A 16174-nucleotide genomic window follows, 5' to 3' on the forward strand; every position below is an offset into this window, starting at 1 on the left:
CAAGAAACCGGACTTTGACCAAAGGCTCCGGTTTTGTGTTCCCTGCCTTGGGTCTACGATATTTTTGAAGAACTTCAAGCAACTCAAGAAGTTTTTCCATTAGGAGTTAAGCGTATATGAGTATGGATTACATTGTGCAAATCGGCAAACCGATGCTGGAGGGTGCACAGACAACGATACTGTTGTTTTTAATTGCTATCGTGGTCTCCATCCCGCTCGGGTTTGTGTTCACGTTAATGGTTCGAAGCGCAATCAAGCCGCTGGCTTGGTTGGCCAATGCCTATATTTATGTGTTTCGTGGTACCCCGCTGCTGCTGCAGCTGTTGTTCTTTTGTTTCGGGCTCCCAGTGCTGCCGGTGATCGGAGAGTATCTCGTTCTGGACCGTTTTGTAGCCGCAAGTTTGGCATTTGTGCTGAACTATGCCGCTTATTTTGCGGAAATCTTTCGGGGAGGCCTCTTGGCGATTGACAAGGGTCAATATGAAGCGTCCAAGGTGCTGGGCCTGAACCGCTGGCAAACGACCACGAGAGTGATTCTGCCCCAAATGTTTCGCGTAGCCCTGCCGGCGGTATCCAACGAATCCATTACGCTGGTAAAAGATACGGCGCTGCTGTATGCCGTAGCGGTTCCGGAGTTACTGCACTTCGCCTATACGGCGGTCAATCGCGATGTTACGATTATGCCGTTTTTCATTGCAGGCGTAATATACCTGCTAATGACGCTCGTGTTAACCATGTTATTTAAGTTTCTGGAACGCCGATTTAAATATGAATAGAAGGACTGTCGTGTAATGGCAATTATCGAAGTAACCCATGTAAAAAAATCCTTCGGCCAGCTGGACGTGCTGAAGGACGTCAGCTTTGAGATTCAGAAGAATGAAGTGATTGCCGTCATCGGACCTTCCGGATCGGGGAAGAGCACCATGCTGCGGAGCCTGGTGCATCTGGAGGAGATTAATGGCGGATCGATCAAGCTGCAGGATCAATATCTCGTGAAGGATGGCGTATATGCCAGCCCGCCGGGGATCAAAGCGATCACATCCCGGATGGGCATGGTATTCCAGCATTTCAACCTGTTTCCTCATCTCACGGTACAGGAGAATCTGGGACTGGCACCTAAACATGTGAAGAAACAGTCAAAGGAAGAAGTCAGGTTAAACAGCTCCGCTCTGCTGAAGAAGGTCGGTTTATCTGATAAAGCAGATGTATACCCCGGGAATCTGTCGGGCGGACAGAAACAGCGTGTGGCCATTGCGAGAGCACTGATGATGAATCCGGACATCATGCTGTTTGACGAACCGACATCGGCGCTGGACCCCGAGCTGACCGGCGAGGTGCTGGCGGTTATCAAGCAGCTGGCCGAGGAGCATATGACGATGGTGATCGTCACGCATGAGATGAGTTTTGCCAAAGAAGTGGCGGACCGAATTATCTTCATGGATAACGGACAGGTCGTCGAATCCGGCACGCCTGATCAAATATTTAATCAACCAAAGGCAGAGCGAACCCGGGAATTTTTAATCCGGGCGACGCGTTGAAGAGAGACTGGCTCAGAGCCCGATCGGAAGATCGGCTTGGGCCGGTCTTTTTTTGGTGAAAAATAAGGCTATTTCGTGAAAGCGTTTAAATTACGGGTTGACGGAATCCGGTTTGGTCGATATCATTGTTTTAAAGATTACTAAACTGTTTCATATAAACATCTATAAAACAACGGTGAGGAGCGGAATAAGTCATGAGTCATGTTATTACCATTCATTCGGATTTATCCAAAGGCAAGATCAACCGCAATATTTATGGTCATTTTTCCGAACATCTGGGTCGCTGCATTTATGAGGGCATATGGGTTGGAGAGGATTCACCGATTCCGAATACGGAGGGGATCCGCAATGATGTACTGGAGGCGCTGAAACAGCTAAATATACCGGTGCTGCGCTGGCCTGGCGGTTGTTTTGCCGACGAGTATCACTGGAAGGACGGCGTCGGTCCACGAGAGAATCGGAAGCAAATGGTCAATACGCACTGGGGCGGCGTTGTGGAGAACAACCATTTTGGCACCCACGAATTCCTCCGTCTTTGCGAGCTTCTGGGTTGTGAACCATACATATCGGGCAATGTCGGCAGCGGCACCGTGCAGGAAATGTCGGAATGGGTTGAATATATGACCTTTGATGGCGTGTCGCCGATGGCCGCATGGCGCCAGGAGAATGGCCGCGAGAAGCCATGGAATGTAAAATATTTTGGCGTCGGGAACGAGAACTGGGGCTGCGGCGGCAATATGCGGCCGGAGTATTATGCGGATCTGTACAGACGCTATCAGACTTATGTTCGCAACTATGGCGATAACAAGATTTACAAGATTGCCTGCGGACCGAACGTGGATGATTACCGCTGGATGGAAACCGTGATGAGAGAAGCACATCCTTTCATGGATGCCATCAGTCTTCACTATTACACCATTCCTGGCGAATTCTGGACAGGCAAAGGCGCCGCTACCGGATTCAGCGAACAGGATTGGTTTACCACGATGAAGAAGGCGCTTCATATGGATGAATTGATTACGAGACATTCGGCAATCATGGACCAGTATGATCCTAACAAGCGGATCGGCCTCATTGTAGATGAGTGGGGGACCTGGTTTGACGTAGAGCCTGGCACCAATCCGGGCTTCCTGTATCAGCAGAATACGATCCGTGATGCTCTGGTGGCGGGTTTAACGCTGAATATCTTCCACGAGCATAATGATCGGGTGGTCATGGCGAACATTGCGCAGATTGTCAATGTGCTGCAGTCCGTCATTTTAACCGAAGGCGAGAAAATGATTCTTACTCCGACTTATCATGTGTTCGATATGTATAAAGTTCATCAGGACGCAGAACGTTTGGCTACCAACTACAGCGGCGCTGATTATGAGATGGACGGCGAGAAGATTCCGCAAGTATCCGTAACGGCCTCGAAGGATCAAGCCGGCAAGATCCATGTGAGTCTGTGTAATGTAAGTCATGCGGAGCAAAGTGACGTGACGATTCAGCTTCGGGGATTAAGCGGAGCGGTGTCCAAGATCGTAGGCCAGCAGCTAGCCTCCGATTCGCTGGACGCTCACAACACCTTTGAATCGCCGGAGACTTTGAAGCCGGCTGATTTCCATGCTTTTGAACAGGAAGGCGACGTTCTGCGTGCCAAGCTGGCACCAATGTCCGTTACCGTCCTCGAGATTACGGCAGGATAAACGAAGGGGATGGCGGATAATCGGTGTAAAGGTTGTCATGACGATTACCGGGTTAACGAGGAACAAATTACGCGCGTCCTATCTTCTCCTATGTTTACGTCTGACCGCTGCGTGCCGGATGGTGAGTATGATGCCCGTCTTCATGCGTGCTTCTCTTGTCCAAAGCTGCAAGGGGACACGACATGCACGCTGTGCGGCTGCATCGTACAGATCACTGCAAAGCTGAAAGACAAGCGATGTCCTTATCCGGGGCAGGACCGTTGGTCGGTTGCCCATAGCGCTTCATAGCCGAGTTATAGTAAGTCTGCTCTCATGGATGGATCATGGGAGCAGGCTTTTTTTAGTATGGGGGAACTTCCGTTATCTTTACAGAAACTCTCAACCTATGTTATGACTATTAGAAAAAAGATCAGCAGAACAGGGTGTGGACATGAAACGAGGAGGCTTTCTATACTACTGGACCGCGCATTCAAGCATTTCGCTTGCAGGCGTTGTCTACATCATGGTACTGACTACCTTTATGTATCAAGAATCCGGATCGGCCTTTATTGCCGCGTTATTCCCGCTGTTTAACGCAGTCGCACGGTTAGTCGCCGGCCTTACGGCTCCGCTTGTGATGGAGAAATTCGGCTTCTCCAAGCTTCTGGTGAGGCTTCAAGTCATGAAAGCCCTGTTGTTAACCGCATTGGTTATCGCATTTCCCTACATATCATCTCAGGTTTCCGTGCTGTGTATGTTTATCTTGTTCATTGCTTTTACCGAAGGATGGGGAAACCCGCTAATTCAGTCCATGGTTCCGAGAGTAGTTGCACCTGACCGGCTGGTTAAGGCTAACAGCTCTCTATCCGTGACCAGTCAATCCTTGCAGATTGCAGGATATACCTTCACGGGCTTTCTCGTTGTACGGTTTGGACATATGCCGACGTTAATCATGAGCTGCGTACTCATCTGGGTATCCGTGTTGTGCCTTTGGATCACAGCACGCTCCATGAAGGAGAAGGAACCGGCTGCGGCGGGAGGAGCGAAACCAGGCTGGGAAGTGATTCGTGAAGGCTGGTTCTACCTGTGGCGAAATCCGACATTAAGAATCGTCACGATGATGGATATGATTGAAGGGATCGCGGGAACCATCTGGGTGGGGGCGATCACGCTGGTGTATGTCAAGGAAGTGCTGCATCAAGGCGAAGCTTGGTGGGGATTCATTAATGCCAGTTATTATATAGGCGCCATTGCGGGTGGGCTGCTGATGCTGCTCCTGTCTTCCTTTATCCAGAAAAATCTAATTCCATGCATGGCCGTAGGATCAGCGGTGTTCAGTTTGCTTACCCTGTGGTATGGCCTAAACAGTATCCCGATCATGGCATTGATCCTATGCATTTCAATGGGACCAGCCTATCAGCTGCGGGATGTGGCGCAGCAAACCGCGCTCCAATCCAGTGTGGATCAAGAGCTGCTGCCGAAAATCTACGCTTCGCGTGATATTTTGCTGTCCACGGTAACGAGTTTATCGATTGCGTTCATGGGTCTAATTGCGGATACACTCGGCATTCGCATGGTGTACATTGCAGGCTCCATCTGTATTGCGATATCCGCAGGGTTGTCGTTCGCGCTTCTGAGACTGCAGAGGAAATCGGCTTTAACGGCAGAAACGGGCGGCAGCAGCTTTTCATAACATGTAAAAAAAGAGCCGTACCACTGGATCAGGATCTTGGGAGACTGATCGTCAGGTGCGGCTCTTTTTATGTTCTAAGATATCAGAAAGTATAAACTTCGGAGGATGTGCTGCCTGATATCGCAAGAAAAACTACCGTTAAACGCGGTCTGTTTTATATGAGAGTACGTCGATTGACATTATTCTTACATAAGGTCGTCGCCTGGATTACCGGCAAACCTTTACGTATCCTTTAGGCTTTGTTTTTCTTGCTAAACAACGAATCGACCGAGAGCAGGCTGCTGCCGCTAAGGGCAAGATGAACGGCCATGGCCAGCAAGGCAATATCCAATTCATAGCCACCCAGGAAGCCCATGCCGAGCTTGGCCTGAAAAATAGCTACGACAAGCACAACGCCAAGAACAAGGGAAGCAATTCTCGTTCCCAACCCAATAATCAATGCAATACCACCCACAATTTCGATAATGGCCACAACGGTCGCCATGAATGCGGGGATTCCCAAACTGGCGAAAAAGCCCTCGATGTTGCCGATGCCGCTCTGGAATTTATCCAAACCGTGAGCCAAAAAGATGACGCCCAGAATAACCCGAATAATGCAAGTACCCATAGAAGAATAGCTACGCATGAATGGTAACAGCTCCTTATTTTTAAGTGGTTATCAACTAACTTTTATATAGCTGAAACTATAGAATGTATCATACTCAATTATGCTTTTGATTGTCAAGTAACTTACTAAAAATAATCAGGTTTCACGACTTAGTGTCTGGGACGGTATTCTGTCGGCGACTGCCCGGTCCAGCGGCGGAATTGCCTTGAAAAATGGCTGGCTGAGCGAAAGCCGAGTTTGTCGGCAATCGCCGTCATTGGCAGATGGGTCGTGACCAGCAGCTCTTTGGCCAGGGTGAGCTTTTGTCGGCTGATATATTGTCTTGGCGATATTCCGTAAACTTGGCGAAACAACTTGCTGCATTGGCTGCGGCTTAAATTCAGCTCTTTGGATACGGCTGCGACAGAGATCTCTTCTGTGAGCCCTGATGACAGCTTCTCTTCAATGGCATGCGCCGCATCGGCTGCAAGCAAGGAAGACGGCTTGTGGGAGCCTGATACTGCCTGTGTCAATGAAGGCAGCTCGACCTCATCCTGCACCTTCAGGAGAGAAAGCACATCGTGGATGATGAGCAATGTATAGGATTGGAGCAGCAGTCTGTCTTCAAAAGTGAGATTGTATTCAGCCCTCGGGTTCTCAGGTTGAAGCGAATGGGCTTCCGGCTGACTGCGTCGAACGATTCCCTCCAGCTCTTGAACGTATGCCTTCAGATTGCTGTGCGCGCTTTCCTGCTGGAGAATGTGGCGGTAAGGGGCAGCGGATAATGAGCTTCGAATTTCCTGATCATCGAGATCAAAATGAACATTAAAGTATCCATATTGCCTGTTGGCCAGATTCGTGGTTTGATGGGGGACTCCGGATTTGATCAGAAGCCATTCTCCTTGCCGCAGCGTAAAAGACTCCCGATGAATTTCCTGCAGGACCTCGCCTTCCAGACAGTACAGCAGCTCAAACAGGTGATGATGATGCCTGGGATAACTCCAGCCGGGCGGCTGGGAATCAAAATGACATCCCGTTACTTGAAGCGTATGAATCATATTGGGAAAGCGAAAAGCGATATCCATAATGGTCATGCTCCTTTTGCTTCGAAAATTCCAATGATTATGCCATATATTGTATCATAATAGGTTCTTCTCGATTCTGAATATTCGGCACAAAAGGTATAAAGAATGCTCCATTTGGGGATTGAGAAGCACGAGCTTTTGATAGATGATGACAATAGCAAGCAAAATGATACGAGCAGGGAGGAAACAGGAAATGAAAGCTGAATTGAAAGCGGTTAATCAACAGTTCGTGCTCGGGGATGAGCCGATCCAGATTCTGTCGGGTGCCGTACATTATTTTCGGATCGTTCCGGAGTATTGGGAAGACAGACTAATGAAGCTGAAAAGTTGTGGATTAAACACCGTGGAAACCTATATTCCCTGGAATTTGCATGAACCCAAGGAAGGACAATTTACGTTTGATGGCATCGCCGGCTTGGAAAGATTCGTCCAAATCGCCGGTGATCTCGGGCTGCATGTGATCCTTCGGCCAAGCCCTTACATATGCGCAGAATGGGAATTTGGCGGGCTGCCGTCCTGGCTGCTGCAGTATCCAGATATCCATCTGCGATGCATGGATTCGTTGTATCTGGAGAAGGTTGACCATTATTATGATGAACTGATTCCGCGGCTGGTTCCGTTATTAACCTCTAATGGAGGCCCGCTGATTGCAATGCAAATCGAGAACGAGTACGGGAGCTACGGAAATGATACGGCATATCTGGAGTATTTGAAGGATGGCTTGATCAAGCGGGGCGTAGATGTATTGCTGTTCACCTCGGATGGTCCCACCGACGGGATGCTGCAAGGGGGAACCGTTCCAGGCGTGCTTGCCACCGTTAATTTTGGTTCAAGAACGGAGGAGGCATTTGCTAAACTGCGGGAATATCGGGCCGAAGACCCTCTGATGTGCATGGAATACTGGAATGGATGGTTTGATCATTGGCTGAAACCTCATCATACCCGGGACGCGGAAGATGCTGCCGCCGTATTCAAAGAGATGCTGGACTTGAATGCATCCGTGAACTTCTACATGTTTCATGGTGGAACAAATTTCGGATTTTATAACGGGGCGAATTATCACGAGAAGTATGAGCCGACGATCACAAGCTATGATTATGATGCCCCACTCTCAGAGTGCGGGGATGTAACAGCTAAGTACGAGGCTATTCGCAGCATGATTGCGAAGCATCAGGGAAAAGAGCTCTCTGATTTTCCAAGTTTGCCTCAGCCCGTCAAGAAAAAAAGCTATGGCTCGGTTCGCATGACGCATTCTGCCGACTTGCTGGAGCATCTGCCGACGCTATCCGAGGCGGTGAAACGTACAACACCTGTACCGATGGAACTGCTGGGTCAAAGCTATGGCTTCATCGTTTATGCAACGGATATTTCCGGACCTCGCCAGGGAGAGTCGTTGCATCTGCAAGAGGTGCATGACCGGGCACAGGTATTCCTGGACGGTAAGTATCAGGGGACGGTTGAACGCTGGAATCCCCAAGCCCTCCAGTTCGATGTTCCGGCAGCCGGCGCCAAGCTTGAGATCGTTGTCGAGAATATGGGGCGTATCAATTACGGCCCGAAGCTGAAGGACTATAAAGGAATCACTGAGGGAGTCCGGATGAACAACCAGTTCCTGTATGACTGGAGCATCTATCCTGTGCCGCTTGACAATCCCAATGCGGCACCGTTTCAACCGCTTACGGGTCCGTTTGAACAGCAGGATCGCCCTACCTTTTATCGGGGTGAATTCTCGGTGGATGACATTGGAGATACGTTCATCCGCTTGGACGGATGGGGAAAAGGGGTTGTCTGGGTCAATGGCTTCAACCTCGGGCGTTACTGGGAACAAGGACCGCAAGCAGCGCTTTACCTGCCTGGACCCCTGCTGAAGCAGGGCCGCAATGAAATTTTGGTGTTTGAGCTGCACCATACCGAAACGGCAAGCATCGAACTTGTTGATCAACCCGACTTGGGTTAATTAGGGTGTGGGTAGGCAAACGATCATAATCAATAAAAGGGAGCCCTCTTGTACTTATAAGAGGGCTCCCTTAGTGTTCAAGGAATCATAGAATTAGACCAACTGCTTCCGGACTTTTAAATAACGGTACAGAAGGATGCCAAAGAGCGAGCATAGGATGGCACACAATCCGATGAAGCCATAGCCCGCCTGAAGCCCGCGCAGCAGCCCGAGCTCTGTTCCGCTGCCGTACATTTGCTTGAAGCCGTTCGTGATCGCTCCGATCGCGTAATTGCCGATAACGCTGCCGATTCCCATCATGGTGACGATGAACGTAATCGCGGTGTCGCTCTCTTTCGGATATCTTTTGGCAATGAGCGCCATGACCGTCGGATAAATCGGAGCAATTCCAATGCCTGCTGCCGCGAACAGGAACGCATAGGATTCTCCGCCAAAGATTGCAATAAATGTGCATACGCCAGTCAACGCGGACAGGATGATGATGGACAGCGTGAAGCCGATCCGGTCCGTTATCGGGCCGAGCAGCAGGCGTGCTGCCGAGAAGCAGAGGAAGAAGGCGGACAGCATCCCGGCAGCGGCCGTAGGTTCCCATTTGTACGATTTTTCAAGAAAGTTTACGAGCCAACCGCCAACTGCCATCTCCGATACGACACCGAAGGATAGGATCATGACGACCAGCCACAGTGCAGGATCTTTAACTAACAACTTAAGCGGGGTTCGTTCCGTTTCGGACAGATCGTCCCCGGGAAACTTGCTCATGAGTGCCGGGATCATCGGCAGCACGGATAACATCAGCATGGCCAGATACATGCCCCGCCAGTCCAGCGTGTAGTTAAACACAGTTACGGTCATAAGTCCGGATGCAATCATCGGTGCCACGGTTGAGCTGATTCCGTAGAAGAAGTGGGACAGGTTCATCATCGTGCCTGTGTTTCGCACAAAGATCCGGGCAGCCAATATGGCGAGACCGATCTCCAGCATACCGTTTCCAATGTACATAAAGAAATAGGATGCGGTAAACATCGGGTAGCTGTGCGACAGGAAGATTAACACACCCGAGACAGCCATCGAACCGAAGGCAGCCATACTGACCCACTTGATCCCGATCTTCCGCGTTAACAGCGCAGTGAAAGAGCAGGCAATCAAGTACCCGAGCGCGTTCAGGGATAGCAAGGTGCCGATCTGCATTTCATCCAGGTGGAAATCGAATTGGATCCTTGGAATGGCGGGTCCCTTAATGTTTTCCGATATTCCAAATATGATAAAGCCCAGAAAGATGGTTGCCAGATGAAGGGTGTAGTCTTTGCTGAATTTAGGTTTTGCTTTCGTTTGAAGGTCTGTATTCACGGTTATTCCCCAATCGTCATCGTTGAATTTTACATTGCACTTGTATCGGATATCATCATATCCAGAGCAAGCCGCTGCAGGCCGGCTATATAGTCATGCTCCCACTCGCGAAGCAGCATTTCGGGCAGATGGCGCTCCGGTACGTAGGCGGAAGCCCGGTCTTTAATGGAGAGCAGGGTGGAGGGCAGGAGGTTATGCTCACACCACAGAATGGCATCCGGATTGAGAATCGCGGTGAAGGCGGCGCTTAATCGGCTTAACGCATCAATTTGCTCCTCATCCGGCTCGATAAGACTGCTCATGACGGCACTTTTACGCTCCAATACATCTTGAAAATTGTTGTCTTTGCTCATCGGTACATAACCGATCTCACCCGTAAAGAACGACTTGCCCCGAACGACGTTTCCATTGATCAGCAGCCCCGCCCCCGGTCCATTGTGTCCGAAATACACGTATACAAGAGAAGCCTCCTCCGTACGGCTCAGATTCTGATAGCCAAGCACGGCCGCATTCATGTCATTCTCCACGATGACAGGAATGGAGAACAGGTTCTCCAGGTAAGATTTGAGGTCGTAATCCTGGAATGTCCCGTACAACGGCACGTGAAAAACGACGCCATCACGAACCGCAGCCGGCATGCCGACCGCAATCGAGCGGATTTTCGGATAACGGTGGATCCAGCTTCTTAGCTGGGAAGCCAGCGCTTCCGGTCCAAGCTGGAGTATGCCGTCTTCAGTTTGTCGTTCGACCAGATCGCCGTTCCAGTTAAAAATGGTGTATACGCTCCGCTCCTTCTCATAATAAACGGCGAGACCCAGCATATAGTCCGGGTTAAAAGCGTAGCGGTTTGCACGTCTCCCGCCGCTGGACTCATCCAGCCCGAGCAGGGTAACTTCGCCTTCCTGCGCCATCTGTTCCAGCACTTTGCTCACCGTTGGAAAGCTGATGCCGAGCCTGTCACTAAGCTCCGCTTTGGTTCCGCTGCCGAGCTCCAGTAGGGAAGCGCGGAGCGCGCGCCGCACGGCGTATTTCATGGATTGCGGTGTGGGTAAAGGTTCTTTGCGCGTATCCATCACCACTCCCCTTCCTTTTTAAATAGGTTTAATAAGTATCTGGTGAAGATTATTGCACATCTGAAATAAGGGTGCAAGAACAATTTTGCTGGTTAAGACGGTTGACAACTGCAAGGCTCCATGAGAAAATGTACGCGCGTACATAAATTGCAGGAGGCTTGATGAATATCGCTAGTCGTAAAGAGGTAGCACAGCTTGCCGGCGTTTCGGAAGCGACGGTATCCCGTGTATTGAACGGGGTCGGACCTATCAAGGAAGAGACCAAGCAGCGGGTGCTGGAAGCGGCGGATCGGCTTGGGTATACCCCGAGTGCGCTTGCCCGAAGTTTTGCCCGCCGAAGAAGCGGTAACCTGGGCGTTGTCATGCCCTACCTGCCGAAAGCCCGCATCTTCTCCGCTTATTATTTTTCCGAAATATTAAGCGGCATTGGCAGTAAGGCGCTGGAAAGCCAGTATGACCTATTGATGCTGTTCCGTGAGCCCGGCGGTTCAATGGACTACTTGAATCTGTTCCGCACCCAGAAGGTAGACGCTTGCATTATTCTTGGTGCCCGGGATGATGAAGGCGAACGTGCGGCCATCAAACAGCTGAGCGAAGCGGATCACCCTTATTGCCTGATTAATCAATACTTTGACGGCGAGGCGTTTCACGTTATGGATGCCGATCATGTGGATGGCAGCTATCAAGCCGTTCATCACTTGACGCAGCAGGGATTTCGGAACATTGCTTTTCTTAATGGGCCGCCTCAGTATTCCAACAGCCGCGATCGGTTGAAGGGGTACAGCCGGGCACTGAATGAAGCGGGAATCGTGCTGGATGAAACTTTGCTGTTCGAAGGTAACTTCAGCCGCAAAAGCGGTTATGCCGCTGCCGAGCAGGTCGCCGGGAAGCTGGACTGTATTGAAGCCGTATTTGCCGCCAATGACCGCATGGCGATTGGACTTCAGCAGGGGCTGCGTGCGCTAGGCATTTCAGAGGAGCGAATGCCTGCTTTTGTCGGGTATGACGATTCGGAAGCCGCCGAGCTGTGCACGCCGCCGCTTACCAGCGTGAGGGTTCCGTTCTATGAACTGGGATGCCTTGCAGCGGATCATGTGCTTCGTATGCTGGACGCCTCCGATCTGCCAGAAGGCAGCGAAACGAACGCAGTGCTCCATCGCCAGCTGCCAACTCGCCTGGTAATCCGTGCATCTTCGCTTCATCGAAATGAATAACTCTTATTTAAGGAGGAATGAAGGATGAAACAATTACGTGTCGGCATGATTGGTTATAAATTTATGGGGAAAGCCCACAGCAATGCTTACCGGAGCCTGCCGATGTTTTTCCCGGAGGCGCTGAAGCCTGAAATGGTGGCGATCTGCGGCCGCAATGTGTCGGCCGTGCAAGCAGCTGCGGATCAATTGGGCTGGAGTGAAAGCGTTACCGATTGGAAGGAGCTTGTCAATCGGGAAGATATCGATCTGATCGATATCAACGCCCCAAGCGATGCCCATAAGGAGATTGCCATTGCCGCGGCGAAGGCGGGGAAGCATATATTTTGCGAGAAGCCGCTTGCCTTGACCTTGGCGGATGCCAGAGAGATGCTGCAGGCGGCGGAAGAAGCGGGAGTTACCCATATGGTTGGGTTTAATTATAGATTTTCGCCAGCTGTAAGACTGGCCAAGAAGCTGGTTGAGAGTGGAAGATTGGGTCAGATTTATCATTTCCGTGCTTGGTTTTTGCAGGATTGGATCATGGACCCGCAATTCCCGCTGGTATGGAGATTGCAGAAGGAAGTGGCCGGATCCGGATCGCATGGGGATCTTGGTGCCCACCTGATCGATCTTGCGCATTATCTGGTCGGTGATATGCAGGAGGTGATCGGAATGAGCGAGACCTTTATCAAGGAGCGTCCCATTGCCAGCGAGATGACCGGGTTAAGTGCAAAAGGAAGCACAGGCGGTCCCATGGGGAAAGTGACGGTAGATGACGCCACGTTGTTCATGACCCGCTTCGAGAATGGGGCGCTGGGCAGCTTTGAGGCGACGCGTTTTGCCGCAGGGCACCGCAGCACCAATTCCTTTGAGATCAACGGCAGCTTGGGCAGCGTCAAATTCGATTTTGAACGAATGAATGAGCTGGAGGTTTACTTTACGTCCGACGATGAGGATGTTCAGGGCTTCCGCCGCGTACTGGCAACCGATCCCGTTCACGATTATATGGAGGCATGGTGGCCGCCGGGACATACGATCGGTTTCGAGCACACCTTTACACATGAAATCCTGGAGCTGTCGACCGCTATTTCCGAGGGAAGGCAGCCTGTGCCGAATTTCGAGGATGGCGTGAAATGTCAGGCTGTGCTGGAAGCCGTGGATAAATCCATTGAAGAACGCCGCTGGGTGCGGTTGTCGGAAATGTAATCAAGTCATTCGGCCAATCCTGGCCGGACACATAAAAAAAGGAGTGCTACGCATGAAAAAGGCTTTGATCGTATGGGGCGGCTGGGACGGACATGAACCTGAGCAGGTTGCCGGCATTTTCGCGGAATTGCTTCGGGCTGAGCAATATGAGGTTGAGGTATCCGACACGCTGGATGCTTTTAATGATGCGGAGAAACTTCAGGCCCTGGATCTGATCGTGCCGGTATGGACGATGGGAGAAATATCGAAGGAGCAGGTGAGCAACGTATCGCTTGCCGTGCAGAAGGGAACCGGCTTGGCGGGCTGTCACGGCGGCATGTGCGATTCGTTCCGCAACAATGTGGATTGGCAGTTCATGACCGGAGGTCAATGGGTTGCGCATCCGGGCAACGATGGCGTGAAGTACCAGGTTGAGATTAAATCGAGCTCCAGCCCGCTGGTGGAAGGGATGCAGGATTTTACGGTGGTCTCCGAGCAGTATTATCTGCATGTCGATCCGGCCGTTGAAGTGCTGGCAACCACTCGCTTTCCGGTTGTGGCCGGACCGCATCTGCTGAACAAAGCGGTTGATATGCCGGTAGTATGGACGAAGCGCTGGGGATATGGACGGGTCTATTACAATTCCCTCGGCCATCATGCCGATATCGTCGATATGCCGCAGGTGAAGGAAATGATGCGCAGGGGACTGCTCTGGGCTGCTGAAGGAAAAGCATTATATTCGGGTTCGGACATGAGTGTGTTTACGGAAGGTCAAGGCTACACAGGCATGGGAGACAGCCAATAAGGCAGAAGGAGACTTGGATCATGAAGAAAGTAAAGGTTGGCATCATTGGCTGCGGAAAAATCAGCGGCATCTATATGGAAAACTGCCATAAGTTCGATATCCTGGAGCTGACGGCGTGTGCGGATATCGATCGTGCCCGTGCCGAGGAACAGGCTGCCAAGTATCATATTCCGAATGTATACACTACCGAGGAGCTGCTTGCAGATCCGGAGATTGAGCTGGTCATTAATCTGACGATACCTGCACTACACGCGCAAATTATGCTGGATGCACTGCAAGCCGGCAAGCATGTGTACGTGGAAAAGCCCCTTGGGGTAACCCGTGAAGAGGGTAAAGCGGTGCTGGATATGGCTGCGTCCAAAGGACTACTCGTCGGATGTGCTCCAGAGACATTTCTTGGAGCCGGTATCCAAACGGCACTGAAGCTGATTGAAGACGGGCGCATTGGCAAGCCGATTGCAGCGACCGCATTTATGATGAGCCGCGGACATGAGCATTGGCATCCCGATCCGGAATTTTATTACGCCGCCGGTGGTGGTCCGATGTTCGATATGGGGCCCTACTACCTGACGGCGCTGGTTCAGCTTCTGGGACCGATCCGTCGTATTAGCGGCATGACCGGAACGGCCCTTACGGAGCGGACGATTACCAGTGAGAAAAAACAGGGTCAGAAAATTCAAGTGGACATTCCTACTCACGTGGCTGGACTTATGGAGTTTCATAACGGCGCGATTGGCACGCTGATTACGAGTTTTGATGTATTTGGAGGCAGCACGCTTCCTAATATTGAAATCTACGGCACCAAGGGCACGATGCTCGTCCCGGATCCCAACGGCTTTGGCGGCTCGGTTCAATATCGATTGACCGGAGAAACCGAGTGGACGGAAGAGCCGCTGCTTCCCGGGTATAACGAGAATACAAGAGGGATCGGCCCGGCGGATATGGCCTACGCCATCCGCAGCGGAAGAGCTCATCGTGCGAGCGGCGAGCTTGCCTATCATGTGCTTGAAGCCATGTGGGGCTTCCATGATGCTTCCGATGAAGGCAAGCGCTATGAGATGGTCAGCACCTGTGATATCCCGGCGCCGCTCTCGCTTGATTTGCAGAAATACACCCTTGATCAATTATAGGATGATTTAAGAAAGCGGCTTAACCCGAAAGGTCCAAGCGGACCACGGAGTAAGCCGCTTTATGCTGTGCACGTATATACGTTCCCCTGTAAACGAACGATCCTGATTATATGGGCCAAGTATAACTTAAGGTCATTCTTTCACGACAAGACCGAATATTTTGGTTAACGGGATGGCTTGATGCGGCGATATGATGCATCCTTGAAGATCTTCCAGGGTCACGCCAATGTTATGAAAGTCCGTTCGGCTTAAGTCGATTCCCGCAAGCTTCGTGCCGGAGAACTGCGACTGGTCGATCTGGCAATCCACAAATTCCACCTTGCTTAATTCGGAATGATAAAAATCCGATTTTATGAGCGAGGTGGATTGGAAGGACACCTGCTTCATGTTAGCAAAACGGAACGTAGCGTAGTCACCCGTACAATGATCGAATACGACATTACGGATGGTGGCTGCCGTCAAGTCGAGCCCCAGAATTTTGCAATGATTGAATTGTACGCGGTACATAATGGCCTCACTGAGATCGACGTTGGACAAGTCGCAGTGGTTAAACACAAGATCCGTTAGTTCGGCATGGTGGAGCGTGACGTGCTGGAACGTAACATTATGGAATATCATTTGATCGAATTGAACCTTGTCGGCTGAAATATAAGACAGGGTCTCGTCCTGACAAGAGGACTGAATGAATGAGGATTCATCGTCAACACCGGCATCGGATAGAATCATAGGCTCAAGCTGCTTGGGGAGCTTGGGTTTCACGATTTTGACTGGGGATGATGGAGTGGCTGTATTGTTGTTAGAATTGCTTTTGCTATTGGATGACATGAATTCTCCTCCAAAAATAGAAATAAGTATAGAGATGATCCTATCGAGTCTATCGACGTACTTTTTCAGAAGACAGACTGTATATAGCGG

General features: G+C 50.8%; 15 protein-coding genes. 10 read left to right on the plus strand and 5 right to left on the minus strand.

The genetic code is table 11. The features are described 5' to 3' along the window. Window positions 1-116: 116 nt before the first annotated feature. The 5 genes from M4D81_RS07415 (at window position 117) to M4D81_RS07435 (ending at window position 4898) form a co-directional block, all read left to right on the plus strand. Complete coding sequence (locus M4D81_RS07415) at window positions 117-776, plus strand: amino acid ABC transporter permease (RefSeq protein ID WP_071220281.1); 660 nt, start codon at window positions 117-119, stop codon at window positions 774-776. A 15-nt stretch (window positions 777-791) separates the two neighbouring features. After that, window positions 792-1538 carry an amino acid ABC transporter ATP-binding protein gene (locus M4D81_RS07420; RefSeq protein WP_311200614.1) on the plus strand — a complete coding sequence of 249 codons (747 nt, stop codon included), beginning with the start codon at window positions 792-794 and terminating at the stop codon, window positions 1536-1538. Between the two features lie 194 nt (window positions 1539-1732). Continuing rightward, the gene (locus tag M4D81_RS07425) at window positions 1733-3226 is read left to right on the plus strand and encodes an alpha-N-arabinofuranosidase (protein WP_260065371.1); all 1494 of its coding nucleotides are present in this window, start codon (window positions 1733-1735) and stop codon (window positions 3224-3226) included. A 9-nt stretch (window positions 3227-3235) separates the two neighbouring features. Further along, window positions 3236-3514 (plus strand): DUF6171 family protein, encoded by a 279-nt coding sequence (locus M4D81_RS07430; RefSeq protein WP_260065372.1) that lies wholly within the window; start codon window positions 3236-3238, stop codon window positions 3512-3514. Between the two features lie 142 nt (window positions 3515-3656). Beyond that, on the plus strand, window positions 3657-4898 hold the full coding sequence (locus M4D81_RS07435) for an MFS transporter (protein WP_260065723.1): 1242 nt from the start codon (window positions 3657-3659) through the stop codon (window positions 4896-4898). Window positions 4899-5130: 232 nt separating this feature from the next. Here M4D81_RS07435 and M4D81_RS07440 read toward each other — a convergent pair whose 3' ends face one another. After that, on the minus strand, window positions 5131-5523 hold the full coding sequence (locus tag M4D81_RS07440) for a DoxX family protein (RefSeq protein WP_260065373.1): 393 nt from the start codon (window positions 5521-5523) through the stop codon (window positions 5131-5133). Window positions 5524-5654: 131 nt separating this feature from the next. Beyond that, the gene (locus M4D81_RS07445; RefSeq protein ID WP_260065375.1) at window positions 5655-6569 is read right to left on the minus strand and encodes an AraC family transcriptional regulator; all 915 of its coding nucleotides are present in this window, start codon (window positions 6567-6569) and stop codon (window positions 5655-5657) included. Between the two features lie 193 nt (window positions 6570-6762). Between M4D81_RS07445 and M4D81_RS07450 the strand changes: the two genes are divergently transcribed. Then, window positions 6763-8526, plus strand: coding sequence for a glycoside hydrolase family 35 protein (locus M4D81_RS07450; protein WP_260065376.1), 1764 nt, complete (start codon window positions 6763-6765; stop codon window positions 8524-8526). Between the two features lie 93 nt (window positions 8527-8619). On the opposite strand, the gene M4D81_RS07455 is transcribed toward M4D81_RS07450, so the two are convergent. Then, window positions 8620-9873 (minus strand): MFS transporter, encoded by a 1254-nt coding sequence (locus tag M4D81_RS07455; RefSeq protein ID WP_260065377.1) that lies wholly within the window; start codon window positions 9871-9873, stop codon window positions 8620-8622. 29 nt (window positions 9874-9902) lie between these two features. Beyond that, a complete protein-coding gene (locus tag M4D81_RS07460) occupies window positions 9903-10946 on the minus strand; it encodes an ROK family transcriptional regulator (protein WP_071220289.1) in 1044 nt (347 codons plus the stop codon). A gap of 161 nt (window positions 10947-11107) precedes the next feature. On the opposite strand from M4D81_RS07460, the gene M4D81_RS07465 reads away from it, so the two are divergent. From M4D81_RS07465 to M4D81_RS07480, 4 genes are read left to right on the plus strand one after another with little or no spacing between them, the layout of a single operon-like run. Next, window positions 11108-12160 (plus strand): LacI family DNA-binding transcriptional regulator, encoded by a 1053-nt coding sequence (locus tag M4D81_RS07465; RefSeq protein WP_071220290.1) that lies wholly within the window; start codon window positions 11108-11110, stop codon window positions 12158-12160. A 24-nt stretch (window positions 12161-12184) separates the two neighbouring features. Further along, complete coding sequence (locus tag M4D81_RS07470) at window positions 12185-13345, plus strand: Gfo/Idh/MocA family protein (RefSeq protein WP_071220291.1); 1161 nt, start codon at window positions 12185-12187, stop codon at window positions 13343-13345. 52 nt (window positions 13346-13397) lie between these two features. After that, window positions 13398-14129, plus strand: a complete 732-nt coding sequence (locus M4D81_RS07475; protein WP_260065378.1) for a ThuA domain-containing protein — start codon at window positions 13398-13400, stop codon at window positions 14127-14129. A 20-nt stretch (window positions 14130-14149) separates the two neighbouring features. Continuing rightward, on the plus strand, window positions 14150-15259 hold the full coding sequence (locus M4D81_RS07480) for a Gfo/Idh/MocA family protein (RefSeq protein ID WP_260065380.1): 1110 nt from the start codon (window positions 14150-14152) through the stop codon (window positions 15257-15259). Window positions 15260-15391: 132 nt separating this feature from the next. Here the strand turns inward: M4D81_RS07480 and M4D81_RS07485 are convergent, their stop codons facing one another. Continuing rightward, on the minus strand, window positions 15392-16084 hold the full coding sequence (locus M4D81_RS07485; RefSeq protein WP_071220294.1) for a pentapeptide repeat-containing protein: 693 nt from the start codon (window positions 16082-16084) through the stop codon (window positions 15392-15394). Window positions 16085-16174: the final 90 nt, after the last annotated feature.

Source organism: Paenibacillus sp. p3-SID867 (genome assembly GCF_025142895.1).
GTDB lineage: Bacteria > Bacillota > Bacilli > Paenibacillales > Paenibacillaceae > Paenibacillus_AQ.